Annotated in this window: 29 protein-coding genes; 26 read left to right on the top strand and 3 right to left on the bottom strand. The window is 68.5% G+C overall.

Annotation, left to right across the window (positions count from 1 at the left end; all coding sequences use genetic code 11):
• Positions 1-12: 12 nt before the first annotated feature.
• The 6 genes from ACZ5ZX_RS35220 to ACZ5ZX_RS35195 all read left to right on the top strand — a co-directional run bounded on the left by ACZ5ZX_RS35220 (position 13) and on the right by ACZ5ZX_RS35195 (position 3,912).
• The gene (locus tag ACZ5ZX_RS35220; RefSeq protein WP_465506308.1) at positions 13-1,365 is read left to right on the top strand and encodes a hemolysin family protein; all 1,353 of its coding nucleotides are present in this window, start codon (positions 13-15) and stop codon (positions 1,363-1,365) included.
• Positions 1,358-1,684: a hypothetical protein gene (locus ACZ5ZX_RS35215; RefSeq protein ID WP_061982742.1), complete on the top strand. Its 327-nt coding sequence runs from the start codon at positions 1,358-1,360 to the stop codon at positions 1,682-1,684. The genes ACZ5ZX_RS35220 and ACZ5ZX_RS35215 overlap by 8 nt, the downstream gene beginning before the upstream one ends.
• A complete protein-coding gene (gene era / locus ACZ5ZX_RS35210) occupies positions 1,684-2,583 on the top strand; it encodes a GTPase Era (protein WP_465506307.1) in 900 nt (299 codons plus the stop codon). Before ACZ5ZX_RS35215 ends, era begins: the two co-directional genes overlap by 1 nt.
• A 168-nt stretch (positions 2,584-2,751) precedes the next feature.
• A complete protein-coding gene (locus ACZ5ZX_RS35205; protein ID WP_465506306.1) occupies positions 2,752-3,087 on the top strand; it encodes a CD225/dispanin family protein in 336 nt (111 codons plus the stop codon).
• A gap of 25 nt (positions 3,088-3,112) precedes the next feature.
• The gene (locus tag ACZ5ZX_RS35200; RefSeq protein WP_465506305.1) at positions 3,113-3,463 is read left to right on the top strand and encodes a CD225/dispanin family protein; all 351 of its coding nucleotides are present in this window, start codon (positions 3,113-3,115) and stop codon (positions 3,461-3,463) included.
• Complete coding sequence (locus ACZ5ZX_RS35195; RefSeq protein ID WP_465506304.1) at positions 3,460-3,912, top strand: DUF2752 domain-containing protein; 453 nt, start codon at positions 3,460-3,462, stop codon at positions 3,910-3,912. The genes ACZ5ZX_RS35200 and ACZ5ZX_RS35195 overlap by 4 nt, the downstream gene beginning before the upstream one ends.
• Before the next feature lie 338 nt (positions 3,913-4,250).
• On the opposite strand, the gene ACZ5ZX_RS35190 is transcribed toward ACZ5ZX_RS35195, so the two are convergent.
• A complete protein-coding gene (locus ACZ5ZX_RS35190; protein WP_465506403.1) occupies positions 4,251-4,589 on the bottom strand; it encodes a hypothetical protein in 339 nt (112 codons plus the stop codon).
• Here ACZ5ZX_RS35190 and ACZ5ZX_RS35185 point away from each other — a divergent pair.
• From ACZ5ZX_RS35185 to ACZ5ZX_RS35150, 8 genes are read left to right on the top strand one after another with little or no spacing between them, the layout of a single operon-like run.
• Positions 4,578-5,393, top strand: a complete 816-nt coding sequence (locus ACZ5ZX_RS35185) for an RDD family protein (RefSeq protein ID WP_465506397.1) — start codon at positions 4,578-4,580, stop codon at positions 5,391-5,393. The genes ACZ5ZX_RS35190 and ACZ5ZX_RS35185 overlap by 12 nt on opposite strands.
• A 55-nt stretch (positions 5,394-5,448) precedes the next feature.
• Entirely contained in the window at positions 5,449-5,922 is a 474-nt protein-coding gene (locus ACZ5ZX_RS35180) for a CD225/dispanin family protein (protein WP_465506303.1), read from the top strand.
• 26 nt (positions 5,923-5,948) lie between these two features.
• Entirely contained in the window at positions 5,949-6,386 is a 438-nt protein-coding gene (locus ACZ5ZX_RS35175; RefSeq protein ID WP_465506302.1) for a CD225/dispanin family protein, read from the top strand.
• A gap of 49 nt (positions 6,387-6,435) precedes the next feature.
• Complete coding sequence (gene recO / locus ACZ5ZX_RS35170; RefSeq protein ID WP_465506301.1) at positions 6,436-7,197, top strand: DNA repair protein RecO; 762 nt, start codon at positions 6,436-6,438, stop codon at positions 7,195-7,197.
• A gap of 39 nt (positions 7,198-7,236) precedes the next feature.
• Positions 7,237-8,058: an isoprenyl transferase gene (locus tag ACZ5ZX_RS35165; protein WP_465506300.1), complete on the top strand. Its 822-nt coding sequence runs from the start codon at positions 7,237-7,239 to the stop codon at positions 8,056-8,058.
• Positions 8,055-8,477 carry a hypothetical protein gene (locus tag ACZ5ZX_RS35160; protein ID WP_465506299.1) on the top strand — a complete coding sequence of 141 codons (423 nt, stop codon included), beginning with the start codon at positions 8,055-8,057 and terminating at the stop codon, positions 8,475-8,477. Before ACZ5ZX_RS35165 ends, ACZ5ZX_RS35160 begins: the two co-directional genes overlap by 4 nt.
• A 37-nt stretch (positions 8,478-8,514) precedes the next feature.
• Positions 8,515-9,531, top strand: a complete 1,017-nt coding sequence (locus ACZ5ZX_RS35155) for a permease (RefSeq protein WP_465506298.1) — start codon at positions 8,515-8,517, stop codon at positions 9,529-9,531.
• Positions 9,528-10,256 (top strand): TIGR03943 family putative permease subunit, encoded by a 729-nt coding sequence (locus tag ACZ5ZX_RS35150; protein ID WP_465506297.1) that lies wholly within the window; start codon positions 9,528-9,530, stop codon positions 10,254-10,256. The genes ACZ5ZX_RS35155 and ACZ5ZX_RS35150 overlap by 4 nt, the downstream gene beginning before the upstream one ends.
• 639 nt (positions 10,257-10,895) lie before the next feature.
• Here the strand turns inward: ACZ5ZX_RS35150 and ACZ5ZX_RS35145 are convergent.
• Positions 10,896-11,309: a Fur family transcriptional regulator gene (locus ACZ5ZX_RS35145; protein WP_037310463.1), complete on the bottom strand. Its 414-nt coding sequence runs from the start codon at positions 11,307-11,309 to the stop codon at positions 10,896-10,898.
• A gap of 2 nt (positions 11,310-11,311) precedes the next feature.
• Positions 11,312-11,695 carry an ArsR/SmtB family transcription factor gene (locus tag ACZ5ZX_RS35140; RefSeq protein WP_465463739.1) on the bottom strand — a complete coding sequence of 128 codons (384 nt, stop codon included), beginning with the start codon at positions 11,693-11,695 and terminating at the stop codon, positions 11,312-11,314.
• A gap of 264 nt (positions 11,696-11,959) precedes the next feature.
• On the opposite strand from ACZ5ZX_RS35140, the gene ACZ5ZX_RS35135 reads away from it, so the two are divergent.
• The 12 genes from ACZ5ZX_RS35135 to ACZ5ZX_RS35080 all read left to right on the top strand — a co-directional run bounded on the left by ACZ5ZX_RS35135 (position 11,960) and on the right by ACZ5ZX_RS35080 (position 24,512).
• Positions 11,960-13,033 carry a hypothetical protein gene (locus ACZ5ZX_RS35135; RefSeq protein WP_465506296.1) on the top strand — a complete coding sequence of 358 codons (1,074 nt, stop codon included), beginning with the start codon at positions 11,960-11,962 and terminating at the stop codon, positions 13,031-13,033.
• A gap of 7 nt (positions 13,034-13,040) precedes the next feature.
• Positions 13,041-13,670, top strand: coding sequence for a class F sortase (locus ACZ5ZX_RS35130; RefSeq protein WP_465506295.1), 630 nt, complete (start codon positions 13,041-13,043; stop codon positions 13,668-13,670).
• A gap of 117 nt (positions 13,671-13,787) precedes the next feature.
• Positions 13,788-14,462: a class F sortase gene (locus tag ACZ5ZX_RS35125; protein ID WP_465506294.1), complete on the top strand. Its 675-nt coding sequence runs from the start codon at positions 13,788-13,790 to the stop codon at positions 14,460-14,462.
• A gap of 93 nt (positions 14,463-14,555) precedes the next feature.
• Positions 14,556-15,944, top strand: coding sequence for a glycine--tRNA ligase (locus tag ACZ5ZX_RS35120; protein WP_465506293.1), 1,389 nt, complete (start codon positions 14,556-14,558; stop codon positions 15,942-15,944).
• Between the two features lie 166 nt (positions 15,945-16,110).
• Positions 16,111-17,034: an ABC transporter ATP-binding protein gene (locus tag ACZ5ZX_RS35115; protein WP_465506292.1), complete on the top strand. Its 924-nt coding sequence runs from the start codon at positions 16,111-16,113 to the stop codon at positions 17,032-17,034.
• Positions 17,031-17,759, top strand: coding sequence for an ABC transporter permease (locus ACZ5ZX_RS35110; RefSeq protein WP_465506291.1), 729 nt, complete (start codon positions 17,031-17,033; stop codon positions 17,757-17,759). Before ACZ5ZX_RS35115 ends, ACZ5ZX_RS35110 begins: the two co-directional genes overlap by 4 nt.
• A 15-nt stretch (positions 17,760-17,774) precedes the next feature.
• The gene (locus ACZ5ZX_RS35105; RefSeq protein ID WP_465506290.1) at positions 17,775-18,971 is read left to right on the top strand and encodes a sensor histidine kinase; all 1,197 of its coding nucleotides are present in this window, start codon (positions 17,775-17,777) and stop codon (positions 18,969-18,971) included.
• Positions 18,968-19,573, top strand: coding sequence for a response regulator (locus ACZ5ZX_RS35100; protein WP_465506289.1), 606 nt, complete (start codon positions 18,968-18,970; stop codon positions 19,571-19,573). Before ACZ5ZX_RS35105 ends, ACZ5ZX_RS35100 begins: the two co-directional genes overlap by 4 nt.
• Before the next feature lie 32 nt (positions 19,574-19,605).
• Positions 19,606-20,259, top strand: a complete 654-nt coding sequence (locus tag ACZ5ZX_RS35095; RefSeq protein WP_465506288.1) for a YdcF family protein — start codon at positions 19,606-19,608, stop codon at positions 20,257-20,259.
• Positions 20,260-20,298: 39 nt separating this feature from the next.
• On the top strand, positions 20,299-21,570 hold the full coding sequence (locus tag ACZ5ZX_RS35090; RefSeq protein WP_465506287.1) for a deoxyguanosinetriphosphate triphosphohydrolase: 1,272 nt from the start codon (positions 20,299-20,301) through the stop codon (positions 21,568-21,570).
• A 53-nt stretch (positions 21,571-21,623) separates the two neighbouring features.
• Positions 21,624-22,700 carry a serpin family protein gene (locus tag ACZ5ZX_RS35085; RefSeq protein ID WP_465506286.1) on the top strand — a complete coding sequence of 359 codons (1,077 nt, stop codon included), beginning with the start codon at positions 21,624-21,626 and terminating at the stop codon, positions 22,698-22,700.
• Between the two features lie 9 nt (positions 22,701-22,709).
• Entirely contained in the window at positions 22,710-24,512 is a 1,803-nt protein-coding gene (locus tag ACZ5ZX_RS35080; RefSeq protein WP_465506285.1) for a DUF6541 family protein, read from the top strand.
• The last annotated feature ends 380 nt before the right edge of the window (positions 24,513-24,892 follow it).

Genomic DNA, 24,892 nt, shown 5'->3' with positions numbered 1-24,892 from the left:
CGGCTCGCCGACATGGGTAGTCCCACGGCACTGCTGGTCATCGCCATCGCGCTGATCCTGCTCGCCGGGGTGTTCGCCGCGGCCGACGCGGCGGTCAGCACCGTCTCCAAGGCCCGCGCCGACGGCCTCGTCCGGATGGGCAGGCCGGGCGCGCGCCAGCTCGCGCTGGTCATCGCCGAACGCCGCCGCCACATCAACCTGATCCTGCTGCTGCGGATGACCTGCGAGCTGACCGCCACCGTGCTGGTCACCGTCGACATCCTCGGCTGGGTCCGGCCGCTGTGGCTCGCCATCGTCGTCGCCGCGGCCGTGATGGTCGTGGTGAGCTACGTGCTCATCGGGGTCGGCCCGCGCACCCTCGGCCGCCAGCATCCGTACCGGATCGGCCTGGTCGTCGCGGGGCCGGTCCGCGTTCTCGGCACGGTGCTCGGCCCGCTCAGCAAACTGCTGATCGTCCTCGGTAACGCCATCACCCCCGGCCAGGGTTTCCGCGAAGGCCCGTTCACCTCCGAAGTCGAGCTGCGTGAACTGGTCGACCTGGCCCAGGAACGCGGCGTCGTCGAGGAATCCGAACGCGAGATGATCCACTCGGTGTTCGAGCTCGGCGACACCGTCGCGCGCGAGGTCATGGTGCCGCGTACGGAGATCGTCTGGATCGAACACGAGAAGACCGTGCGCCAGGCGCTCGCGCTGGCGCTGCGCACCGGGTTCACCCGGCTGCCGGTGATCGGCGAATCCGTCGACGACGTCGCTGGCGTGGTCAACATCAAGGACCTCATGCAGGCGTACATGGCCGAGGGCGGCCAGCAACGCCGGGTCGAAGAGCTGATGAACCCGGCGGGTTTCGTACCGGATTCGAAGCGGCTCGACGAGCTGCTCAAGGAGATGCAGGTCTCGCACAACCACATGGCGATCGCGGTCGACGAGTACGGCGGCACCGCGGGCCTGCTCACCATCGAGGACATCCTCGAGGAGATCGTCGGCGAGATCACCGACGAATCCGACACCGACGAACGCCCCGAGGTCGAGGAACTCGACAACGGCGCGGTCCGTGTGTCGTCCCGGCTCTCGATCGACGACCTGGGCGAACTGTTCGGAATCGACCTCGAAGACCATGACGTGGAGACCGTGGGCGGGCTGCTCGCCGAGCGACTCGGTAGGGTCCCGCTGCCGGGGGCCGAAGCCGAGGTCGCCGGACTTCGGCTGTTCGCCGAAGGCGGTAAGGACCGGCGCGGGCGGATGCGGATCACCACGGTGGTCGTCCACCCCGCCGACGCGGACGCGGTGACCGACGCTGCCCAGGGCAGGCGCCGTACCCGGCTTCCGCAGCCCGATGAAAGTGACAGGAGTGTCGAACATGCCTGAGCTGGACGCCGAGGACGAGAAGCTGGTGACCCTGGCCAGGTCCGCGCGAGCCCGCACCCAGGCCGCCGAAGGCGCCGCGCTCCGCGACACCGACGGCCGCACCTACGCGGCGAGCACGGTCGATCAGCCGTCCTTCAAGCTCACCGCGTTGCAGGCCGCCGTCGCGGCCGCCGTTTCGAGTGGGGCCGAAGGAATCGAGGCCGCCGTCGTGGTCAGCCCGGAGGGCCTGCTGAAGGGTGCCTCGGTCCAGGCAGTGCGGGACATCGCCGAAGCCGCCCCGATCTACCTGGTCGATCCGAGTGGCAAGGTGCTGAACTGATGGCCGAACCGCATCGCTCGGGCTTCGCCTGTTTCGTCGGGCGGCCGAACGCGGGCAAGTCGACGCTGACCAACGCGCTCGTCGGCAGCAAGGTGGCGATCACCTCCAGCAAACCGCAGACCACCCGGCACGCCATCCGCGGCATCGTCCACCGCGACGACGCGCAGCTGGTGATCATCGACACGCCGGGGCTGCACCGGCCGAGGACGCTGCTGGGTGAGCGGCTCAACGACATCGTCCATTCGACATGGTCCGAAGTGGACGTCGTCGGGTTGTGTGTGCCCGCCAACGAAAAAGTCGGTCCCGGTGACCGGTTCATCGCCGCCGAACTCAAGAAGATCGCCCAGCGCACCCCGGTGATCGGCATCGTCACCAAGACGGATCTCGTGAAACCCGAGCAGGTCGCCGAGCAACTGCTGGCGCTGCAGGAGGTCATGGAGTTCGCCGAACTCATCCCGGTGTCCGCTGTGGACGGTTTCCAGGTCGGCGCGCTCGCGGACCTGCTGGTGCGGCACCTTCCCGAAGGCCCGCAGCTGTATCCGGGCGGCGAACTCACCGACGAGCCCGAGCAGACCCTGGTCGCCGAGCTGATCCGCGAGGCCGCGCTGGAGGGTGTCCGTGACGAACTCCCGCACTCGATCGCCGTCACCGTCGAGGAAATGCTGCCGCACGAGGGCCGGGACGACATGATCGACGTCCACGCGTTCCTCTATGTGGAACGGCCGAGCCAGAAGGGCATCATCCTCGGGCACAAGGGTGAGCGCCTGAAGGACGTCGGTGCCCGTGCCCGGCAGCAGATCGAAGGGCTCCTCGGTTCGAAGGTCTACCTCGATCTGCACATCAAGGTCGCCAAAGAGTGGCAGCGCGACCCCCGTCAGTTGCGACGACTGGGCTTCTGACCGCTTTTGCCTGAACGGAATGTCTCGATTCGGTCGCGGACACCGGTTGATGATGTGGAACCGGACGGGTGACCCTAGAGTCTCACTCCTCGACTCCGGTGATCGCTGATCGGGCGGCGCGCGCCCGGGTCGATTTGCACATCATCATTCGTGAAGGGAAAGCGGTAAATGACCGACAACCAGGGCCTGCCCAACTACTCCGGCGACCCTCAGGGCGGGGGCGCCTCCAACAACCCCGGCCCGCCGCCCAACAACAACCTGGTGTGGGCGATCCTCACCACGATCCTGTGCTGCCTGCCCTTCGGTATCGTCTCGATCGTCAAGTCGACCCAGGTGAACTCCCTCTGGGCGCAGGGTCAGACCGCCGCCGCGCAGGAGGCCGCCGACGCGGCCAAGAAGTGGGCCATCATCGCCGCGATCGTCGGTGTCGTGGTCAACATCGTCTCCATCATCTTGGTGATGTCTCTCGGTCTCCTCGCGGCCGACGTGAACAACTACCGCTGATAGCGGCGATCGAGGGGGAGACCTCATGACCGACCAGTACCCGAACTACCCGCCTCCGGGTGGTCCTCCGCCGCAACAGCCCTATTACGGCGGCGCGCCGAGTTACGGTCCTCCACCGGACAACAACCTGGTGTGGGCCATTCTCTGCACGGTGCTGTGCTGCTTGCCGCTGGGTATCGTCGCGATCGTGAAGTCGAGCCAGGTGCAGACGTTGTGGGCGCAGGGCTTCCACGCCGAAGCCCAGAAAGCGGCCGACGACGCGAAGAAGTGGTCGATGTGGGGAGCGATCGCCACCGGCGGTCTTTTCCTGCTGTACATCATCTTCATCGTGGTGATGATCATCATCGGCGCGTCGGCGGGAAGCTTCACGCCGTGACGACGTCCGTCTACACGGGATTCCCGGCGCGCGGGTTCAAGGCGAAGGCCCGCGCGCTGGGGCCGCCGCTGGCCATCGCGGCGGGCGCCGGGCTCGGCTGTGTCGCATTGTGGCTGGGCGACCCCACCACCCCCGGCGGACCGCTTCCGGTCTGCCCCACCAAAGCACTGCTGGGCATCTCCTGCCCCGGCTGCGGTGGCATGCGCATGGTCTACAGCGCGCTGCACGGAGACATCCCCGCCGCGCTGCACTACAACGCGGTGTCCTTTGTGGTCGTTCTGCTGCTCGTCTGGAGCACCGTCGCCTGGACGGTCGGCAGGCTCCGCGGCAGGCCGGTGAACAGCTGGCTGCACTGGCGCTGGACGCCGCTCGCGTTCGGTGTCGTGTTCGTCGTCTGGTTCGTCATTCGTAACCTGCCCTTCGCCCCGTTCACCTCGCTCCACGTCTGAGAACTGGTTGGCGGAGCTGAGATGTATCCGCCAGAGGTGACGTGGATGACCAGGTCTCGCCCTGCCGACGTCGATCGCGGTCGCGGGTTCACCGATTGGCACTGAGCGACGGGCCGAGGTCCGGATCGTCGGTGGCACCGAGTACGCTCCCGCGCACCGGTCTGCTCGGTGTGTACCCATGCCGTACATTCAGGCCGGGTCGCCGCACGAGGGCCCCGTGCGCCAGGGGGCGAGGAACCAGCGAGGGGATTTCGATGACCACTCCCTACGGCCAGCAGCCGCCGGGACACCAGCCGCCGTCCGGGTTCGGGCCTCCTCCGGGGGACGGGCAGCAGCAGTCACCGCAGTCGCAGCAACCGTTCGGGCAGCCGCCGTCGGGGGAGCAGCCTTCGCCGTTCGGTCAGCAGGCGCCCGCCGAACAGCAGCCCTCGCCGTTCGGCCAGCAGCCGCCCGCCGAACAGCAGCCCTCGCCGTTCGGCCAGCAGCCGCAAGCCCAGCAGTCCTCGCCGTTCGGGCAGCCGCAGCAACAGCAGTCCCCGTTCGGGCAGCCGCAGCACCAGCAGTCGCCCTTCGGCCAGCAGCCCGGACAGCCGGGGCAGCCCCCGTTCGGTCAGCAGCCGCCGCCGTACGGACAGGCGCCGTTCGGTCAGGCTTCGCCGTACGGCCTGCCTTCGCACGCGTACGCACCCTGGGGCAAGCGGGTCGGCGCGATGCTGATCGATTTCAGCCCGGTCCTTCTGGTCTACCTCATCGGCGGCCTGCTCTTCCTGGTGAGCGAATCCGCCGGGAGCGCGGGGATGGGCATCACCGGGATCGCGTTCTTCGGCTTCACCATCTGGAACCGCTGGATCCTGATGGGCACCACCGGGCAGTCGCTCGGCAAGCGGTTCATGAAGATCAAGCTGCTCAAGGAAGCCACCGGCGAGCCGCTCGGCGTCGGGATGACGATCGCGCGCGAGTTCTGCCACTTCCTCGACAACTTTCTCTTCGGTCTCGGCTACTGGTGGCCGCTGTGGGACATGAAGCGGCAGACCTTCTCGGACAAGATCATCGGCACGGTCGTGCTTCCCGTCGACGCCGAGGTTCCCGGAGCGCAGCAGTTCGGCGGCCAGGCCGGTTTCCCCGCGCCGCAGTCGGCGCCGTTCCCCGCCCAGCCTTCGCCGTTCGGTCAACCCCAGCAGGCCCCCTCGGGTGCCTTCGGCCAGCCGCAGCAGCCGTCGCCGTTCGGGCAGCAGCCCGCGCCGCAGTCGCAGCCGTTCGGCCAGCAGCCGCCGGGAACCGCGACCCCGTCCTCGGAGTCCCAAACCGAACCGGGCTTCGGCGAGGCCGAGCCGACCCAGGTGCTCCGCCCCGGCCAGTCCCAGCAGGCGCCGTCCGCGTTCGACGAAGCCGAGCCGACGCAGAAGATCACGCCGGAACAGCTGAGGCAGCAGCTGCCCGGTGCGGACGGGCCGAACGGACCCGGAACGCCGCAGCAGTAAGGAACGACCGGCGGGATCCACCCGCCGGGAAGCACGACAAAAGTGGGGAACCCCGATGACGAACCCGTACGGCCAGCAGCCCGGCTACGGCCAGCAGCAGCCTTATGGCCAGCAGCCTCAGCCCGGCTACGGACCTCCGTCCGGCGCCACGCCCGCACCGTACGGTCAGCCTTCGGGGGCGAACCCGATGCCGTATGGCCAGCCGGCACCGTACGGTCAGCCTTCCCCGTACGGCCAGCCCGCGCCCTACGGCGCTCCGGGCGGCATGCCCGGCGGCGGGGACATCAACTCGATCCCCGACTACAAGGGCTGGGCGATCGGCTGCATCTTCCTCTTCTGGATCATCGCGATCTTCGCGATCATGAAGTCCAACGAGGTCAACACCTACAAGATGCAGGGCAACTACGCCGCCGCCATGGACGCGTCGAAGTCGACGAAGACCTTGTGCATGATCGCCTCGATCGTCGGCGGTGCCAGCTGCCTGCTCTCCCTTCTCTGGATCATCGTGGGCGTCGCGACGGCGTTCTGACCGAAAGAACAACGAGGACCATTCAAATGACCAATCCCTACGGCCAGCAGCAGCCCTATGGACAGCAGCAGCCTGGCTACGGACCGCCTTCCGGTGGCATGCCCGCTCCCTACGGCCAGCCGGCCCCGTACGGCGCCCCGTCTCCCTACGGCGCGCCGGGCGGTATGCCCGGCGGTGGCGGCGACATCAACGCCATCAAGGACTACAAGGGCTGGGCGATCGGCTGCATCTTCCTCTTCTGGATCATCGCGATCTTCGCGATCATGAAGTCCAACGAGGTCAACACCTACAAGATGCAGGGCAACTACGCCGCCGCCGCGGACGCGTCGAGGTCGACGAGGACCCTGTGCATGATCGCGACGATCATCGGTGGTGTCAGCTGTGCCTTCGCCATCGTGATGCTCATCATCTCGATCGTCGCGGCTTCGACCGCGACCTACAGCTGCTACGGCAGCTACTGCTGATTCCGGGGCACACCACCCCGATGTCGGTCCCAGGTGGGACGATGTCGGGGTGGTGAACCTCTATCGCGACACCGGCGTGGTGTTGCGGACGCACAAACTGGGTGAGGCCGACCGGATCATCACCCTGCTCACGCGGCGGCACGGCAAGGTCCGTGCGGTCGCGAAAGGCGTGCGTCGGACTTCTTCGCGCTTCGGGGCGCGTCTGGAGCCGTTCGGGCACGTCGACGTCCAGTTCTACACCGGCCGGTCCCTCGACGTGATCACCCAGGTCGAGACGGTCGACGCCTTCGCCTCGCCGCTGGTGGCCGATTACCAGCGCTACACCGCGGCGAGCGCCATCGCCGAGACGGCCGACAGGCTGTCCGCCGAAGAGGGCGAACCGGTGCTCAAGCTCTACATGCTCGTCGTCGGAGCCCTTCGGGCGCTCGCGGGCGGCGAACGCGACAGCTCCCTCATCCTCGACGCCTTCTTCCTGCGGGCCATGGCCTACGCGGGATGGGCGCCCGCGATCACCGAATGCGCCCGCTGCGGCCTGCCAGGACCGCACAAGGCGTTCAGTGTGTCGGCGGGCGGCTCGATGTGCCCGGATTGCCGGGTTCCCGGCTGTGTCCACCCCTCCCAAGAGGTGCTGACCCTGCTCGCGGCGCTCCTGCACGGCGAGTGGCCGGTGGCCGAAGCGGCGTTACCGGTGCCTCGGCGGGACGCGTCCGGCCTGGTCGCGGCGCATCTGCAGTGGCATCTGGAGCGGCAATTGCGGTCGCTGCCGCTGGTGGAGAGGCGTGCGCGGGAGGGCGTCACCGGAGCGCAGTAGGGTCGCAGGCACAGGTTCACTCGATCAGGAGGCTCGAAGGTGCTGCGCAGGGGACGCGAGAACAAGGCGTCACAATTCGAACTTCGCGCGCCGGAGCCGCATCCGTCCGGTGCCCGGCCGCCGGAGATCCCCCGGGAACTCCTCCCGAAGCATGTGGCGCTGGTGATGGACGGCAACGGCCGCTGGGCCAATCAGCGCGGCCTGCCTCGGATCGAGGGGCACAAGCGCGGCGAAGCGGTGATGATCGACGTCGCCAGCGGCGCCGTGGAACTCGGCGTCAAATGGCTGTCGGTGTACGCGTTCTCCACCGAGAACTGGAAGCGGAGCCCGGAAGAGGTCCGCTTCCTCATGGGCTTCAACCGCGACACCATCCGTCGTCAGGTCGACTACCTCGGCTCGATCGGCGTCCGCATCCGCTGGGCGGGGCGCCGCCCCAAGCTGTGGGCGAGCGTCATCAAGGAACTCCAGGTCGCCGAGGAGAAGACCAAGCACAACACGGCGCTGAACATGACCATGTGCGTCAACTACGGCGGCCGCGCCGAACTGGGCGACGCCATGCGCCGGATCGCCCAGGACGTGGCCGACGGGAAACTGAACCCGGACAAGGTCACCGAGAAGACCATCGGGAAGTACCTGTACCAGCCCGACATGCCGGACGTGGACCTGTTCCTGCGGCCGTCGGGGGAGCAGCGGACGTCGAACTTCCTGCTCTGGCAGTCGGCCTACGCCGAGATGGTCTACCAGGACACGCTCTTCCCGGACTTCGACCGCACCCACCTGTGGCGGGCGTGCCTCGAGTTCGCGAAACGGGACCGTCGCTTCGGCGGTGCCATCGACAAGGCTTCGGAAGGAACCTCATGACCACCGAAGCGGCGGACACGGCGGCATTGCTGACGTCGGCACGGGAAGCCCTCGAGCGTTATCTCGAAGTCCACGTCGACGACGACGGCGCGCTGACCTTCTCGCACGCGGACGTCCCCTGCGTCATCCAGGCGACCCGGCTGGCCGAAGGGCTGACCGTGCTGAGCCTGACCTGCGTCGTCGCCTGGGATCTGCCGGACGACCCGGCGATCGCGGCCTCGGCGGCGGAACGCGCCGGGCAGGGCCTGTTCGGGACGCTCGGGGTCGTGCGCTCGGAAAAGGGCATCGACATCACGCTGAGGTACGCGTTCCCGGCCGAGGGGATGGAGCCCTCGCCGCTCGGGACGTTGCTCATGCTGGTCGTGTCGACCGCGTCGCAGCTCCGGAGCGATCTTCTGGGCGCCACCCCCGGGGACTGACCCCGGGAACACAGGGTCACCTGGCATCATCTCGCGCATGGAAACCATTTCCACGAGCGCCCCGGAGCAGAAGCCGGTCCGGCGGTTCAAGATCACTTCGATCGAGGTGCTCTGCGCGATCCTGCTGATCGCGATCCTCGGGCAGAGCTGGCTCCAGCAGGTGTTCGACGTGCCCGCGCTGCGGACCGGCTCGACGGTGTTCGTCGCCGTCTGCGTGCAGGCGCTGCCGTTCCTGGTGCTCGGGGTCCTGATCAGCGGCGCGATCGCGGCGTTCGTACCCGCTCGCGTGCTGGAGAAGGTGCTGCCCCGGCGCGCGGGTGCGGCGGTCGGCGTCGCGGGTCTGGCCGGGGTCGCCCTGCCGGGGTGTGAATGCGCCTCGGTGCCGGTGGCGCGGCGGCTGATCGGCCAGGGCGTCGCACCCGCGGCCGCGTTGACGTTCCTGCTGGCCGCTCCCGCGGTGAACCCGGTGGTGCTGGTCGCCACGGCGGTGGCGTTCCCCGGGAATCCGGAGATGGTGTTCGCCCGGTTCGCCGGTTCGCTCGCCACGGCGATGGTGATGGGCTGGCTGTGGGCGAAATGGGGCAAACTCGACTGGATCGCCGAGCGCGCTTTGCGACGTCTTCCGGAGGTGCGGCACGGTTCGCGCTGGAAGACCTTCGCCGAGACGGCGCGGGCGGATCTGGTCGAGGCGGGCGGATTCCTCGTACTCGGTGCGATGATCGCCGCCGCGATGAACGTGCTCGTGCCCGCCAAATGGTTCGGCGTGCTGGGGGAGCAGATCGTGCTCGGGATCCTGGTGATGGCCGTGCTCGCCGTCGTGCTGGCCCTGTGCAGTGAGGCCGACGCCTTCGTCGCCGCGTCGCTGACCGCGATGCCACTGCTGCCGAAACTGGTGTTCCTGGTGGTCGGGCCCGCGATCGACGTGAAGCTGTTCGCCCTGCAGACCGGTACCTTCGGCAAATCCTTCGCGCTGCGCTTCGCGCCGGTGACCTTCGTCGTCGCGTTGTCCTGCGCCGTCGTGTCGGGCGTGCTGATCCTCGGAGGTGGCGCGTGAAACGCGAGACCCAGAACATCCTGCTGATCCTGCTCGGCGGGGCACTGCTCAAGATCACGATCAACGGCGACTACCTGCGCTACGTCAAACCCGCGCAGCAGCCCTGGATCATCGCGGGCGGCGCGGTGATGGTCACGCTGGGCGCGGTCGCGATCGTCCGCGACCTGCTGGCCGCGCGCGCCGCCTCCGCCGCCGTCTCCGGCGATGTCCACGCGCACGACCACAACACGCGTTCGGCGTGGCTGCTGATGGTCCCGGTGCTGGCCGTCTTCCTGGTCGCGCCGCCCGCGCTGGGCGCCGACTCGGTGACCCGGACCGAGGCGAGGGCACCGCAGAGCGCCTCGGCGAGCAACGCGGCCGCCTTCCCGCCGCTACCCGCCGGGGACGTGGTGCCGCTGGAGGTCAACGAGTTCGTCAGCCGCGCGGGCTGGGACAAGAGCGGGACCTTGAACGGGCGCACGGTGCGGCTGTCCGGCTTCGTCGTGCACAACGAAGGCAACACGATGCTGGCCAGGCTGGTCATCGGCTGCTGTGCGGCCGACGCCTACCCGATCACCGTGCGACTGGTGGGCGAGGGCGTTTCGGGCTTCGGCAACGACACCTGGCTGGAAGTGACCGGGACGGTCGTGCCGGGCACGGCGGTGCGGGAAAACAGCTACACGCCGGACTTGACGCTCACCTCGGTGCGGCAGGTGCCCGCGCCGAAGGATCCCTACGAGTACTGAGCAGGCGCCTAACGCTGTGGGCTGGGGTCGTGAGTGGCGATTCGGGTTCTGGCCAAGGGTGTTTGAGGTACCGACGGCAGGTGGGGCCGGTAGCGGCCGGGCCGTGAAGGGCTCCTTGAGGGACTCAGAGCCCCTCAAGGAGCCCCTCACTCGTCGCGGACGGCCGTCACGACACCAGTCACACCGGGGGCCTTCCTGTGCTTGGGTACTCGGGGAAGGTGTGAAGGTCGAGTTTCCTCGGCTGAGCCGAGGGAAGGGGGCCTTCACGCGCAGCCGCTGTGACTACTGGGGCTGGTGGTGTTGCTGAGGCCACGGATGGTGATCGCGTAGTCCGTGAAGGCCTCCTTCCCTACCTTCAGGGTAGGCAAGGAGGCCTTCACGGACCGACCCTGCGGCCACACCTGGCCGCCACATTCAGTAGGTACCTAAGAGGGGTTCTATTGAGGGGTAAGGCAATTTGGCGCGGTCGGCGCCCGCTGCCCGTGTCGCGAAAGCCACTGCCCCAGCGTCGAAGCGTGATGTCCTGAAGGCCCCCGTTGAGACCTTCAACGTCTCAACGGGGGCCTTCAGGACAACGCCACATTTGAGTTGCCTCTCAATAACCCGAATCGCCACTCACGACCACCTGCGCCGAAAGCGTCAGTGGTTCGAGCAGGTCCCGACGATCTCCACGGTGTGGCTGATGTCGGAGAAGCCGTGCTCCGAAGCGATCTTCTCGGCCCACCGCTCGACCGCCGGCCCCTCGACCTCGACGGTGCTGCCGCAGAGACGGCACACCAGGTGATGGTGGTGGTGCGACGAGCAGCGGCGGTAGATGGCCTCGCCGGTGTCGGTGCGCAGGGTGTCGATCTCGCCGGCCTCCGACAGCGACTGCAGCGTCCGGTACACCGTGGTGAGCCCGATTCCGTCGCCGCGTTTGCGCAGCTCGTCGTGCAGTTCCTGGGCGGAACGGAAGTCGTCGATCTCCTTGAGCAGCTCGACTACGGCGGCCCGCTGTTTCGTCGACCGGCGACCCGGCACCGGCGCGGAACCGTTGGCCGTCGTGGGACTCATGCTCACTTCCCCTCCTGAACGTGGGCTACGGCGTCCACCACGATATGCGCAAGGTGATCGTCGACCAGCCGGTACACCACCTCACGGCCGCGTCGCTCGCCCTGGACGACGCCCGCGGTCTTCAGTACCCGCAGGTGCTGGCTGATCAGCGGCTGCGCGACGTCGAGGGTGTCCACCAGTTCGTGCACGCACCGGTCGGCGCTGCGCAGCTGCAGGACGATGGCGATGCGGACGGGGGCGGCGAGTGCCCGGAGCAGGTCACCGGCGTCCGCGAGGGCGGCGGCCGAGGCCGACGCCGCCGGCTCGGCAGGCGGCCGGGCGGCCGAATGCGGTCCGGGGTCTTCCGTGAAGCCCGGGGCGGCCGAGTCCGGGGTCACCGTAGCCATGCCGCCTCCATGTTCATCATGATTTCCGAAGTCATTGCCAGTAACAGTGCCCCTCATCTTAGTGTTCCCGTCTCGGCTGGTCTGTTCGCCGACCGGGCGACCACTCGGCGGCGGTGTTACTGCTCCATTCGGGTGACTTCGCAAAGAAATGACCATTCCACTTCGCATGTGGTCGCTGACGGTGCAAGGTTGTCGCGGAGCGTTTCGTCGCTTCTCGTACGCTGACGACCGCGCTCGGAGGGCCCGGAGAGGCAGTGGGGAGACATGACTCGTTTCGTGACGAAGCTGGCCGCCGTGACGGCGGCCTTCGCTTTGGCGTCGGTTCCGGGGCTCGCCTCGGCGCAGACGACGCAGGCCGTCGATGAGAAGACCGGGCCCGTGTCGTTCGCGAACGTGGCGTCGGCGAGGATCGGGAACTCGGGTTCGCTGATCACCGAGACGCAGCGATCGCCGCTGACCCCCGGCCAGTCGAAGCTCTCCCCGGATCGTACCGTCGTCCCCCGCGACGAAGGTGAACGCAAGACCTTCGGCGGCAACTGGGACATCAACCTCGGCCGCTACGGCTCGTCCGCGAACCCGTACCCGAGCGGTATCGCCAGCCGCGACCACAACGTGCTCGCCGCGCTGCAGCAGACCACCGTCCCGACGGCGGTCGCGGAGAGCAACTACGCACTGATCGACAACGGACGCGGCGGCGCGAAGCCCGCCGACAACACCGTGCTGGTCCTCGAGGGCGCGAAGAGCGCCGTCGACTGCTCGTCGCCGAGCAAGCCGTCGTCGTCGACGAGTGTGTCGAAGATCTGGGTGCGCGACGAGAACGGCGCGCTGAAGCCGTCCGGCGCTTCGGGTGTCGACATCAAGGGACTCAAGCTCGGTCCGCTGTCGACCGTCCAGGCCGAGAAGGTCAGCAAGGAGAAGACGGTCTCCGATCTGACCGTGTCCCGGGTGACCGCCTTCGACCAGCTGATCCGGCAGGACGGCTGGCGCAGCGGCGACGTCACCGCCGCCGCGGGCTGGAAACTGGAGATCGTCACGCATGTGCGCGACGCGGACGGCAAGGACCTGCGCGAGGCCCGCGCGACGATCGTGCTCGGCGGCGTGAGCTGCTCGATCCCGAAGAACTTCGTCGCGAAGCCCGCCGGTGGTACCGGGCCGGGCGCGGCACCCGAGCAGCCGTCGGTGCCCGGCACGGTGCCCGCGGGCGGCGTCCCGCCGCAGACCGCCGACACCACGCGGACCGTGGTCGGGCTCGGGCTGCTGGGTGGTGGCATCGTGATCGGCGCGGCGGCCATGCTGCTCTACCGCCGTCGCAAACCCGTTCCGGTACGGGAGAAGTAGCGGTCCCGTGCGGAACTGGCTGGCGGGGCTCTCCGCCGTCGTCTCCGCGCTCGCCATCTCAGCGGGCGTGATCGTGCTGACCTGGATCCCGCCGGAGCAGTCGGTCTCGTTCGCCGAACCCGCGGTCCTCCCGGGGGAGGACGGGGCCCCGCTGGCCTTGCCCGCCGACAGTTCGACGCGCGGCCAGCGGCCCGGCACCATCCGGCTGCCCGAGGGCGGAACGGCGAGACTCATCCGCTCCGAGGTCAACGCCGACGGCGTCCTCCCGATCCCGCGCGGCCTCCAGGACGCGGCCTGGTGGGGCGCGCGGCTCGGCGCCGAATCCGGGACGGCGCTGATCTCCGGGCACGTCAACTGGGGCGGTACCAAGGGGCCGTTCGACGAGCTGTGGCGGATGCGTGCCGGCCAGGAGGTGGCCGTCAGCGACGCGGCGGGCGGTATCTGGGTCTACCGGGTGCGCGAAATCGTCACCGTGCACAAGAGCGAGCTGCCCGCGCAGGCGGCGAAGCTGTTCGCGCAGAGCGGGCCGCACCGGCTGGTGCTGGTCACCTGCGGCGGCGACTACCTCGGCGGGACGGACGGCTACCGCGACAACCGGGTCATCGTCGCCACCCCCGTCACCGGCCCGCCCGCCTGATCCCCTGCGTTTAGAGGACTAAACGCGGGAAGTCGGTGCAACCCACGTCAGCTCGCGTCGCGTGTCTAGCGACACCGGCCGCTCCGGCGGCTTGAAGCGAGCAAGGAGAAATACCCGATGGTGGGACAGTTCGACGACGGCGCGGCGAGCGAGGAGCAGCCGAAGAAACGCTCCGGCCTGGGCTGGATCCTCGCCTGCGCCGCGATCTTCGTGGTGGCGACCGTGGTCGCGGTGGTCTTGTTCACCGGAAAGGGTGACCCGGTCAACGCGGCGGCCGAAGGCCAGGCGGGGACGTCCGCGATGCAGCCGCCCGAGGTCCCGGTCGACGTCCCGGCCGACAAGGGGCAGGCGCCCGGCACGGTCAAACTGCCCGGTGGCGGCACGGCGAAACTGATCCGCAAGGAACTGACCGCCGACGGGACCCTCCCCATCCCCGAGGGTCTCGACGAAGCCACCTGGTGGGGTTCGAAACTGGGCGCCGACCAGGGCGCTTCCCTGCTTTCCGGGCATGTGAACTGGAAGGGCAAGAAGGGCCCGTTCGACGAACTGTGGCGGCTCAAGACCGGCCAGGAGGTCAGCGTCGTCGACACCGACGGCGGCAAATGGGTCTACAAGATCGGCGAGGTCGTCACCGTGCACAAGACGAAGCTGGCCGAGCAGGCGGAGAAGCTGTTCGGACCGGACGGTCCGCACCGGCTGGTGCTGGTCACCTGTGGTGGCGAGTACGTCGGCGGGACCGACGGTTACGAGGACAACCGCATCGTCACCGCGTCCTTGGTCAGCAGGCCCTGACCCGTTCCAACCTCGCCGGAGGTCGCGCGGGGACGGGCGGTTAGTCTTGTCGTTCTAGTCCGATACCCGTCCCCGCATGCTTCGGAGCGTGGAGTGCCCGCCAACACCATTGAGACCGTCGTCAGCCTGTGCAAGCGTCGAGGCTTCGTTTTCCCGTGTGGAGAGATCTACGGCGGTACCAAATCGGCGTGGGACTACGGTCCGCTCGGGGTCGAGCTCAAGGACAACATCAAGCGCCAGTGGTGGAAGACCGTCGTGCAGAGCCGCGACGACGTCGTCGGCCTCGACTCCTCGGTGATCCTGCCGCGCCAGGTCTGGGTCGCGTCGGGTCACCTCGACGTCTTCACCGATCCGCTGATCGAATGTCTTTCCTGCCACAAACGTTTCCGCGCCGACCAGCTGGCCGAGGACTTCTCCGCGCGTACGGGCAAGGAGGTGACCGAGGACGACCTGACCGAGGTCCCGTGCCCGAACTGCGGCAACCGCGGCGAGTACACCGCGCCGCGTGACTTCAACATGATGCTGAAGACCTACCTCGGCCCGGTCGAGTCCGAGGAAGGCGTGCACTACCTCCGCCCGGAGACCGCGCAGGGCATCTTCATCAACTTCCTCAACGTGCAGACCGCGGCACGCAAGAAGCCGCCGTTCGGCATCGGCCAGATCGGCAAATCGTTCCGGAACGAGATCACGCCGGGTAACTTCATCTTCCGCACGCGTGAGTTCGAGCAGATGGAGATGGAGTTCTTCGTCGAACCGGGCGAGGACGAGACCTGGCACCAGTACTGGATCGACGCGCGCACCGAGTGGTACAAGGACCTCGGCATCAAGGCGGACAACCTTCGCCTCTATGAGCACCCGAAGGAAAAGCTCTCCCACTACTCGAAGCGCACCGTCGACATCGAGTACCGCTTCGCGTTCAACGCGGGCCAGGAATGGGGCGAGCTCGAGGGCATCGCGAACCGCACCGACTTCGACCTCACGACGCACTCGAACCACTCCGGCGTGGATCTGTCGTTCTTCGATCAGGCCACGAAACAGCGGTTCCGCCCGTTCGTCATCGAGCCCGCGGCCGGTGTCGGCCGGTCGATGATGGCGTTCCTGGTCGACGCGTACCACGAGGAAGAGGTGCCGAACGCCAAGGGCAGCACCGACACTCGCGCGGTGCTCAAGCTGGACTACCGGCTCGCGCCCTTCAAGGTCGCCGTCCTCCCGTTGTCCCGCAACGCCGATCTCACACCGAAGGCGCGCGACGTCGCGGCGGCGCTGCGCAAGCACTGGAACGTCGACTTCGACGACGCCGGCGCGATCGGCCGCCGCTACCGGCGCCAGGACGAGATCGGGACGCCGTATTGCGTGACCGTCGACTTCGACTCGCTCAACGACCACGCGGTGACCGTGCGGGAGCGCGACACCATGGCGCAGGAGCGGGTCGCGATCGACAAGCTCGAGGCTTACCTGGCTGGACGTCTGATCGGCTGCTGACGCCCTCGGCAAACGCCATGAAAGGTCCTTTCCTTGCAAATTTCGCAAGGAAAGGACCTTTCATTGCATTGGGGGAGCGGTTCGGGACCACCCCCTGACAACTGTCACCCCCAGGTCGTGACGCGCGGCCCAGGGCCGCGAGCCCCGCGAGCGCCAAGCTCGGAGTATGCGAGAACAAGACATCATCACGGGGGCGGCGGTCCGGCTTTCCGGGCTGCGTAAGCATTACGGCGACGTCCATGCCGTCGACGGCGTGGACCTCACGATCGCGCCGGGCGAGGTGGTCGCCCTCCTCGGCCCCAACGGCGCCGGCAAATCCACCACGGTCGACATGATCCTCGGCCTCACCGTGCCCGACAGCGGCACCGTGACCGTCTTCGGCCGCGAGCCGGGCGAAGCGGTCGGCGACGGGATGATCGGCGCGATGCTGCAGGGCGGCGCGCTCGTCGAGGATCTCACCGTCGCCGAGACCGTCGGTATGGTCGCCGCACTGCACCGCAAGCCGATGCCCGTCCGCGAAGCGCTGCGCCGCGCCGGGGTCGAAGACCTCGCGAACCGGCGTTCCACCCGGCTTTCCGGCGGGCAGAAGCAGCGCGTGCGGTTCGCGGTCGCGTTGGTGAGCGACCCCGACCTGCTGATCCTCGACGAGCCCACCGCCGCGATGGACGTCGGCACGCGCCGCGAGTTCTGGAAGTCCATGTACGAGTACACGGACTCCGGTCGCACGGTCCTGTTCGCCACCCACTATCTCGAAGAGGCCGAAGAGTTCGCCGACCGTGTCGTGCTGATGCGGTCGGGGCGGATCGTCGCGGACGGTTCGGTCGCGCAGGTCCGTGCGCTGGCAGGGGGACGCACGGTCCGCGCGGTCGTGCCCGCGACGGTGGAACCGGTGATCGCGGGGCTGCCCGCGGTCACCGGGTTCGAACTCCGGGGCGGCCGCGTCACCATCTCCAGCTCCGATTCCGACACCACGCTGCGGGCGCTGCTGGCCCAGGTCCCCGAAGCGCATGACATCGAGATCAGCGCCGTCGGTCTCGAAGGCGCCTTCCTTTCCCTGACCACCGAGACCACCGAGGAACCCGTCCGATGAATCCGACCTATCTCAAGACCGAGATCGTCCGCACCTTCCGCTCGACCCGGTTCGTGCTCTTCGCCGTCGCCTTCCCGGTGCTGATGTTCCTGTTGCAGTCCAACGTTTTCAGTGCGGCCGACGTGAACATCGCCGGCGTGATCATGGTCAACATGATGGCCTTCGGCACCTTCTCCGCCGCGATGACCAGCGGCGCGAAGCTGGCCATCGAACGGTCCACCGGTTGGCAGCGCCAGCTGCGGCTGACCCCGCTGACCGGCGCCGGTTATCTCGGCGGCAAGGCGCTCTCGGCGATGCTCGTCGCGCTTCCGTCGTTGCTCGTCGTCCCCTTGATCGGCGTCCTGTTCCAAGGCGTCCACCTCGACGCCGCCGGCTGGCTGCGGCTGGTGTTCGGCATCTGGCTGGGCGCGATCCCGCTGGTGCTGCTCGGTCTGTTGCTCGGCCAGTTCGGCACGCCGGAGTCGATGCAGCCGATGAACATGATCGTCATGATGGGCATGGGTTTCCTCGGTGGGATGTGGATCCCCATCGACGCGATGCCGTCGTGGATGGCCGACCTCGCCCAGGTGACGCCGACCTACTGGCTGATCCAGCTGGTCCGCCCGGTCGTGACCGACCATCTCACGGTGAGCCTCACGGCCGCGCTCGGCGTGCTGGCGGCGTGGACCGCGGTCCTCGGGGCACTGGTGATCAGGCGTTACCGTAAGGACAGTGCGCGGGTCTGAGAAATGGGTGAACCGGTGAACGACTACCCGGGCAGGGTGAAGACGGGCCTGAACAACCGTGAGAACTGGTGGTCGGACATGCCACCGAGGACCGGCAGCGGGCCCCAGCCGGCGAAGTGGGCAGTGCTGGGGCTCGCCTTCGTCCTGCCGAGCTTCATCCCCACGGCGGTCGAGCTGACCACCGACGGGATCACCGCGGAAGAACTGGTGATCGCCGGTCTCCTGCTCGTCTACGGGGCCTGCTACCTGCTGTTCCCGTTCGCCCTGCCGCCTTCCCGGCGGAAGACGACCTACGTCTTCTCGGTGCTGATGCTGCTCATCGGTCTCGCTCTGGTGTTCCTGCACGGCAACAACCCGTACATCCTGATCTACGCGACCGCGGTCCTGGCCTTCTCGCTGCCGCCGGCGTGGGCGCTGATCCTGGACGGCGGTGCCCTGCTGCTGGTGCTGGTCGTCCACCTGATCCTCGGCAAGGACGATCTCGGTGACCTCATCGCGGTCGTCTCGATCACGGCGGCGATGTTCTTCATGGCGAACCTGGTCCGCGCGGTGCGCAAACTGGAGGCGGCGAACCAGGAGATCGCGACCCTCGCGGTGGCGGGGGAACGCGAGCGCCTGGCGCGGGATCTGCACGACATCCTCGGCCACAGCCTCACCACGATCACGGTGAAGGCCGGGCTCGCCCGCCGGATGCTGGAGAGCGGCAAGGACGACGGCCGTGCGCTGGAGGAGATCCGCGAGGTCGAAGGCCTGACCCGCAGCGCGCTGTCGGACATCCGCGCCACGGTGTCGGAGTACCGCGAGGTGTCGCTCTCGGCGGAACTCGCCGGGGCACGGGCGGCGCTGCGGGCGGCCGAGATCGACGCCGATCTGCCGCATGCGGTGGACAACGTCGAACCGGGGCTGCAGCGCACTTTCGGGTACGTGCTGCGGGAAGCGATCACCAACGTGCTCCGCCATTCCGAGGCGAAGCGGGTCGAAGTCCGGTTCGGCGAGCGGTGGCTGGAGATCAAGGACGACGGTCAGGCCGTCGCGGCGCCGGCCGGGAACGGCCTGCGGGGGCTCTCCGAACGGCTGGACGCCGTCGGGGGGACGCTCAAGGCCGCTCCCCGGCCAGGAGGAGGATGGCTGCTCCGGGCCGAGGTACCGGCCACCGTCGTGGTGCGCGATCCGCGTGCGTCGTTCACCGAAACAGCTGGAGAGTGTGCGTGATCCGGGTCCTGCTCGCCGATGACCAGGCGATGGTGCGCGGGGCCCTGGCCACCGTGCTCGGCCTCGAAACCGACATCGAGGTGGTCGCCCAGGCGGGCTCTGGCGACGAAGTGCTCCAGCTGGCGAAGGAATCGGCCCCGGACGTCGCGCTGCTCGACGTCCAGATGCCGGGCAAGGACGGCCTCGAAGCCGCCGCCGAGCTGCACCGCGCGCTGCCGTCGTGCCGGATCATCATCTGCACCACCTTCGGCAGGCCGGGCTACCTGGCGCGGGCGATGGCGGCGGGCGCCGCCGGATTCGTGGTCAAGGACGCTCCGCCGGAACAACTCGTCGACGCCGTCCGCAGAGTCCACAGTGGACTCCGCGTGGTCGACCCCGCGCTCGCCGCCGAATCCCTCGCCACCGGCGCGAGCCCGCTCACCGGACGCGAACACGACGTCCTCACCGCGGCGAAGGACGGCAGCACGGTGGCCGACATCGCCAAGGCGCTGCACCTTTCCGACGGCACCGTGCGCAACCATCTTTCGGCGGCCATGGGCAAGACCGGGGCCAGGACGCGGGCCGAGGCGGTGCGGCTCGCGGAAGAACACGGTTGGCTCTGAGATCGCCTGGCGCCTCTGCGAGAATCACCCCCGTGAGTACCGCCGAACGGACGAAACCCACGCGCGCGAACTGGGCGCGCCGGATCGTGGCGGGGGTGCTGCTGATCGTCTTCGCGGTGATCGGCGGGACGGCGTTCCGGGTCTGGCAGGTCGCGCGGGACGACGTGCGCGACCAGGCCGACGTCATCGTGGTGCTCGGCGCCGCCCAGTACAACGGCAGGCCGTCGGGGATCTTCGAGGCGCGGCTGGCCAAGGCGAAGACGCTCTACGACCAGGGCGTCGCCAAGACGATCGTCACCGCGGGCGGCAAGAAGGCCGACGACAACTACACCGAGGCCGACGCGGGCGCGCGGTGGCTGCGCAAACGCGGGGTCCCCGAGTCGGCGACCCTTCCGGTGGGTGAAGGCAGCGACACCCTGCGCAGCCTGCGGGCGGTCGCCGAGCAGGTGCAGAAGCGGGGCTGGAAGACCGCCGTGCTGGTCAGCGACCCGTGGCATTCCTTCCGCGCCAGGGTGATGGCCGACGACCTCGGGCTGGAGACCTGGACGTCGCCCACCCATCGCGGCCCGATCGTGCAGACCCGCGAGACGCAGGCGCGCTACATCGTCCGCGAGACCGGCGCGCTGCTGTACTACCGGCTCACGAAGTCCCCGGCGGACGCCCTGTTCGGTACCGGCGAGGTCTGACACCCGATAGGTGTCGGTGACCGCGCTTAAGCTTGGCTGGTGAGCGACACCTACACCCAGGCCGACACCGCGCGCCTGCTGCCCGAGCGGCCCAAGGGCGCGGCGCTGGAAGGCGCCAAAGACGGGCGGAGCGCCTTCGCCCGTGATCGCGCGCGGGTGCTGCACTCGGCCGCGCTGCGGCGGCTGGCGGGCAAGACCCAGGTGGTCGGCCCGGGTGAAGGTGCCGAGGTCAGCGGCGTGCCGCGCACCCGGCTGACGCATTCGCTGGAGGTCGCCCAGATCGGCAGGGGGATCGCGGACGAACTGGGCGCGGATCCCGATCTGGTGGACACCGCCGGGCTCGCGCACGACATCGGGCATCCGCCGTTCGGCCACAACGGCGAGCGCGCGCTGAACGAGGTCGCGGGGCCGTGCGGCGGCTTCGAGGGCAACGCGCAGACGCTGCGGATCCTGACCAGGCTGGAGCCCAAGGTCCTGCTCGAAGGCGGGACCGTCGGCGGGCTGAACCTCACCCGTGCCTGCCTCGACGCCTCGACGAAGTACCCGTGGCCGCGTGAAGAAGGCAATCCGAAGTACGGCGTGTACGCCGACGACGCCGAGGTGTTCGCATGGGTCCGTGACGGCGCTCCCGAGCGGCGTACCTGCCTGGAAGCGCAGATCATGGACTGGTCAGACGACGTCGCGTATTCGGTGCACGACGTCGAGGACGGCGTACTGGCCGGCCGGATCTCGTTGCAGGTTCTGGCCGACTCCGAAGAACGCGCCGCGGTGGCCGAGGCGGCGCGGCGGTTCTCGGCCCAATCCCAGTCCACTTTGGAGGGTGCGGCGAAAGAACTGCTCGATCTGCCCGTGGTCGCGGACCTCATCAAGCCCGGTCTCGACGGTTCACTCAAAGCGCAGGTCGCGCTGAAGCGGCTGACGAGCGAGCTGGTCGGCCGGTTCGCGACGGCGGTCGTCGGCGCGACCCGGGAGGTGTACGGCGAGGGGCCGCTGAGCCGCTATGCCGCGCAACTGGTCATCCCGGAGCAGGTCGCGGCCGAGGTCGCGCTGTTCAAGGCGCTCGCGCTGCGGTACGTGATGAGTGACAGGCGGCGTCTCGCGATGCAGGACGGCCAGCGCCAGACGCTCGCCGAACTGGTCGGGGCGCTGTGCCACCGCGCGCCGGACGCGCTGGACGGCCTGTTCCTGCCCGCGTGGGAGGCGGCGCCGGACGACGCGGCCCGCCTGCGCGTCGTCGTCGACCAGGTGGCCTCGCTCACGGACGCGCAGGCCTACGCGTGGCATGCCTGGCACACCGGCCGGCACGGCTGAAGGGAACTTTCGGACAGGAGACGGACGGGCCCGTCCACGGTACGGTCTGCGGCATGGGCGCTGTCGAAAGCCACCTCCGGTTTGGTCTGGACCTGTACCGGGTGCTGGCGAGCCGCACGGAGAACGCGTGCTTCTCGCCGTACTCGATCGCGAGCGCGCTCGGCCTGGTGACACAGGCCGCCAAGGGGAAGACCAGAGAAGAGCTGATCGCGCTGCTCGGCGATCCGGACGAACTCGCCGACCTGCTGGGCAAGGCCTCGTCGCTGCTCGACGACGGCCCGGTACTCGCGGTCGCGAACACGCTCTGGGCCTGGGACGGGCTCACGCTCGAGGACTCGTTCCGCGAGGAACTGGCGGCATGGCCGGGCGGCAAGGTCGCCGGCGCCCCATTCAAGGACGATCCGGAGGCCGCGCGACGGCTGATCAACGTCGACGTCGCCGAGGCCACCCGCAAGCTGATCCCCGAGCTGCTGAAACCGGGGACGGTCGCGCCGGACACCGTCGCCGCCATCGTCAACGCGCTGTATCTCAAAACCGCGTGGACCAACCCGTTCTCGCGTGACAACACCGCGGACGCGGACTTCCACGCGCCGTCCGGAACGCGCAAGATACCGACCATGTGGCTCGAAAAGCAGCTCGACCACACCCACGAGGACGGCTGGCAGGCCATCCGGCTCGGTGCGGAGGGCGGCGTGGAGGCGGTCGTCCTGCTGCCGGACGGGAACCTCGACGACGCCGAACTCGACGCGGGCAAGCTGGCGCGGCTGCTGGAGAACACCCGGTCCAAGACGATCGCCCTGTCGCTGCCGAAGCTGAAGCTCGACGTGGCCAGTCCGCTGACTGCGAAGCTGCAGGAACTCGGCGTGCGGACCATGTTCACCGGGCGCGCCGACCTCACCGGACTCGCCGACGACGACCGGCTCGAAGTGTCCGAGGTCGTCCACCAGTCGGTGCTTCGCATCGACGAACAGGGCCTCGAAGGCGCCGCCGCGACCGCGGTGCTGATGCGGTTGACTTCGCTCATCGTCGACGAACCGCTCGAGGTCACTGTCGACCGCCCGTTCCTTCTGCTCGTGAGGCACGCCTCGACGGGTGTGATCTACTTTCTCGCCCGCGTAGTCGAGCCGTGAGGATGGTCAGTGAGTCTTTTCCAGGCTGAGGCGGCGGCCGTGGAGGCCGGGGAGACTCCCACGAGACCTCGCCGGTTCGCCGGTGCCGACGCCGCCATCATGGGTGGCTTCCTGCTGTTCGCTTTCCTGCTCTACAACGGGCTCTGGCTCGATCTCGAAGAGGGCTACCTCTGGAACAGCGCGTCGGACCAGAACCTGTGGGAGTGGTTCTTCTCCGTCACCGCGGACAACGTGCTGCACCTGAGGAACCCGCTCACGACGCATTTCCAGAACCATCCGCTCGGTGTGAACCTGATGGCCAACACGGCCATGCTCGGCGTCGGCATCCCGCTGGCGCCGGTCACGCTCACCTTCGGCCCGACGGTCACCTGGGCCATCGCGCTCACCGGCGGTCTCGCCGGCACCGCCGCGGCCTGGTACTGGGTCTTCTCGCGGCATCTGGTCGCCAACCGGGTCGGCGCGGCGATCGGCGGCGCGTTCTGCGGATTCGCCCCGCCGATGATCTCGCACGGCAACGCGCATCCCAACTTCGTCGCGTGGTTCGTGCTGCCGTTCATCGCGCTGCTGGTCTTCAAGATCGCCCGTGGCGAGCGCCCGGTCCGCAACGGGATCTTCCTCGGTCTCCTGGCGGCGTACCAGATCTTCCTCGGCGAAGAGCCGCTGCTGATCTTCGCGATGGCGTTCGCGATCTTCGCCGTCGCCTACTTCGCGACCAACTACCGCGAGTTCCCGCCGATGGCGAAACCGCTGGGCATCGGTGTCGGCATCGGTGTCCTCGTGGCGCTGGTGCTGTGCGCCTTCCCGTTGTGGTGGCAGTTCTTCGGCCCGCAGAGCTACCAGGCGATCGAGCACGGTCCCGTCGGCAACGACACGGCCGCGTTCACCCGGTTCGCGACGCAGTCGGTGGCCGGGCAGCCGCAGGCCGCGGCGGATGTGTCGATGAACCGCACCGAGGAGAACGCCTTCTTCGGCTGGCCGCTGATCGTGCTGATGGTGGTGGTCACCGTCTGGCTGTGGCGCGAGGTGTTCGCGCGGGCGCTGGCGATCTCGATGTTCGTGATGGCGTGGCTTTCGCTCGGCGTGCAACTCGTCGTGGTGCACGAGGAGACCGGCATTCCCGGGCCGTGGAAACTGCTGTCGGAACTGCCGCTGTTCGAATCACTGCTGGAATCCCGGCTCGCGATGGGCTGCATCCCGCTCATCGGTGCCCTGCTGGCGCTGGCGACCGAGCGGGTCTGGTCGGTCGCGGCGAAACTGCCGGAAGTGCCGGGGGAGCGGCGATTCCCGTTGCGGCTGGTGTGGATCGGCGTCGTCGTCGCGGTCCTGCTGCCCATCGCGCCGACGCAGCTGATCGTGAAGGACCGGCCGCCGACACCGCGGTTCCTCGCCGACGGCACCTGGCGGAGTTACGTCGCGCCCGGCGGCACCGTGGTGCCCGTCCCGTTGCCGAGTTCCGGCGAATCCGAGCCGCTGCACTGGCAGATCGACGCGGGACTCGGCTATTCGATGCCCGAGGGCTACTTCGTCGGGCCGAGTGGACCGGACGACAAACGCGGCCGCTACGGCGCCATCCAGCGGCCGACGTCGATCATCTTCGACCAGATCAAGCAGACCGGCGTGCCGGCGACGATCACCGAGTCGCAGCGTGAGCAGGCGCTGGCGGATCTGCGGTACTGGAACGCCGACGTGCTCGTGCTGATCCCGCGCGAACACCAGGACGCCTTCCGGGCGACGGTGGACCTGCTGCTGCGGAAGCCCGCCGAGTTCGTCGACGGCGTCTGGATCTGGGACGTGCGGGCGATCACCCCCTGACGCCTCTGCCGGGTGTGGTCGTTCTGGCCAAGGGTGTTTGAGGTGCCTACGGTGGGTGGGTTCCGTAGCGGCCGGGCCGTGAAGGACTCCTTGAGGGACTCTGAGTCCCTCAAGGTTCCCCTCACTCGCCCCGGGCGGCCGTCGCGAGCCTCAGCGGCACCACCAGTCACAATGGCTGCGCGTGAAGGCCCCCTTCCCTCGGCTCAGCCGCAATGTCAGGGACTTAAGGGGGTCCCGATTGTCCACAAGGGACACAAGTCAAGTAGAAATGTCCGTTTAGTTACTGTTTGACTGTATTCTTAAGTCCGTGAAGGCCTCCTTGCCTACCTTCAAGGTAGGCAAGGAGGCCTTCACGGACTTCCCGCACCTCGTCGGCGGCC

It is taken from the genome of Amycolatopsis sp. NPDC033938, assembly GCF_055575975.1.
Note: the sequence above shows the minus strand (reverse complement) of the source record. Positions and strands in the feature narration are given on the sequence as shown.

Bases quoted from the DNA above. Each gene is read 5' to 3' on its own strand.
- ACZ5ZX_RS35085 (WP_465506286.1), top strand. From the start codon at position 21,624: ATGGGCGCTGTCGAAAGCCACCTCCGGTTTGGTCTGGACCTGTACCGG.
- ACZ5ZX_RS35110 (WP_465506291.1), top strand. From the start codon at position 17,031: ATGAATCCGACCTATCTCAAGACCGAGATCGTCCGCACCTTCCGCTCG.
- ACZ5ZX_RS35115 (WP_465506292.1), top strand. From the start codon at position 16,111: ATGCGAGAACAAGACATCATCACGGGGGCGGCGGTCCGGCTTTCCGGG.
- ACZ5ZX_RS35145 (WP_037310463.1), bottom strand. From the start codon at position 11,309: ATGAGTCCCACGACGGCCAACGGTTCCGCGCCGGTGCCGGGTCGCCGG.
- ACZ5ZX_RS35205 (WP_465506306.1), top strand. From the start codon at position 2,752: ATGACCGACAACCAGGGCCTGCCCAACTACTCCGGCGACCCTCAGGGC.
- ACZ5ZX_RS35180 (WP_465506303.1), top strand. From the start codon at position 5,449: ATGACGAACCCGTACGGCCAGCAGCCCGGCTACGGCCAGCAGCAGCCT.
- ACZ5ZX_RS35140 (WP_465463739.1), bottom strand. From the start codon at position 11,695: ATGGCTACGGTGACCCCGGACTCGGCCGCCCCGGGCTTCACGGAAGAC.
- ACZ5ZX_RS35160 (WP_465506299.1), top strand. From the start codon at position 8,055: ATGACCACCGAAGCGGCGGACACGGCGGCATTGCTGACGTCGGCACGG.
- ACZ5ZX_RS35135 (WP_465506296.1), top strand. From the start codon at position 11,960: ATGACTCGTTTCGTGACGAAGCTGGCCGCCGTGACGGCGGCCTTCGCT.
- era (WP_465506307.1), top strand. From the start codon at position 1,684: ATGGCCGAACCGCATCGCTCGGGCTTCGCCTGTTTCGTCGGGCGGCCG.
- ACZ5ZX_RS35200 (WP_465506305.1), top strand. From the start codon at position 3,113: ATGACCGACCAGTACCCGAACTACCCGCCTCCGGGTGGTCCTCCGCCG.
- ACZ5ZX_RS35175 (WP_465506302.1), top strand. From the start codon at position 5,949: ATGACCAATCCCTACGGCCAGCAGCAGCCCTATGGACAGCAGCAGCCT.
- ACZ5ZX_RS35215 (WP_061982742.1), top strand. From the start codon at position 1,358: ATGCCTGAGCTGGACGCCGAGGACGAGAAGCTGGTGACCCTGGCCAGG.
- ACZ5ZX_RS35125 (WP_465506294.1), top strand. From the start codon at position 13,788: ATGGTGGGACAGTTCGACGACGGCGCGGCGAGCGAGGAGCAGCCGAAG.
- ACZ5ZX_RS35220 (WP_465506308.1), top strand. From the start codon at position 13: ATGGGTAGTCCCACGGCACTGCTGGTCATCGCCATCGCGCTGATCCTG.
- ACZ5ZX_RS35155 (WP_465506298.1), top strand. From the start codon at position 8,515: ATGGAAACCATTTCCACGAGCGCCCCGGAGCAGAAGCCGGTCCGGCGG.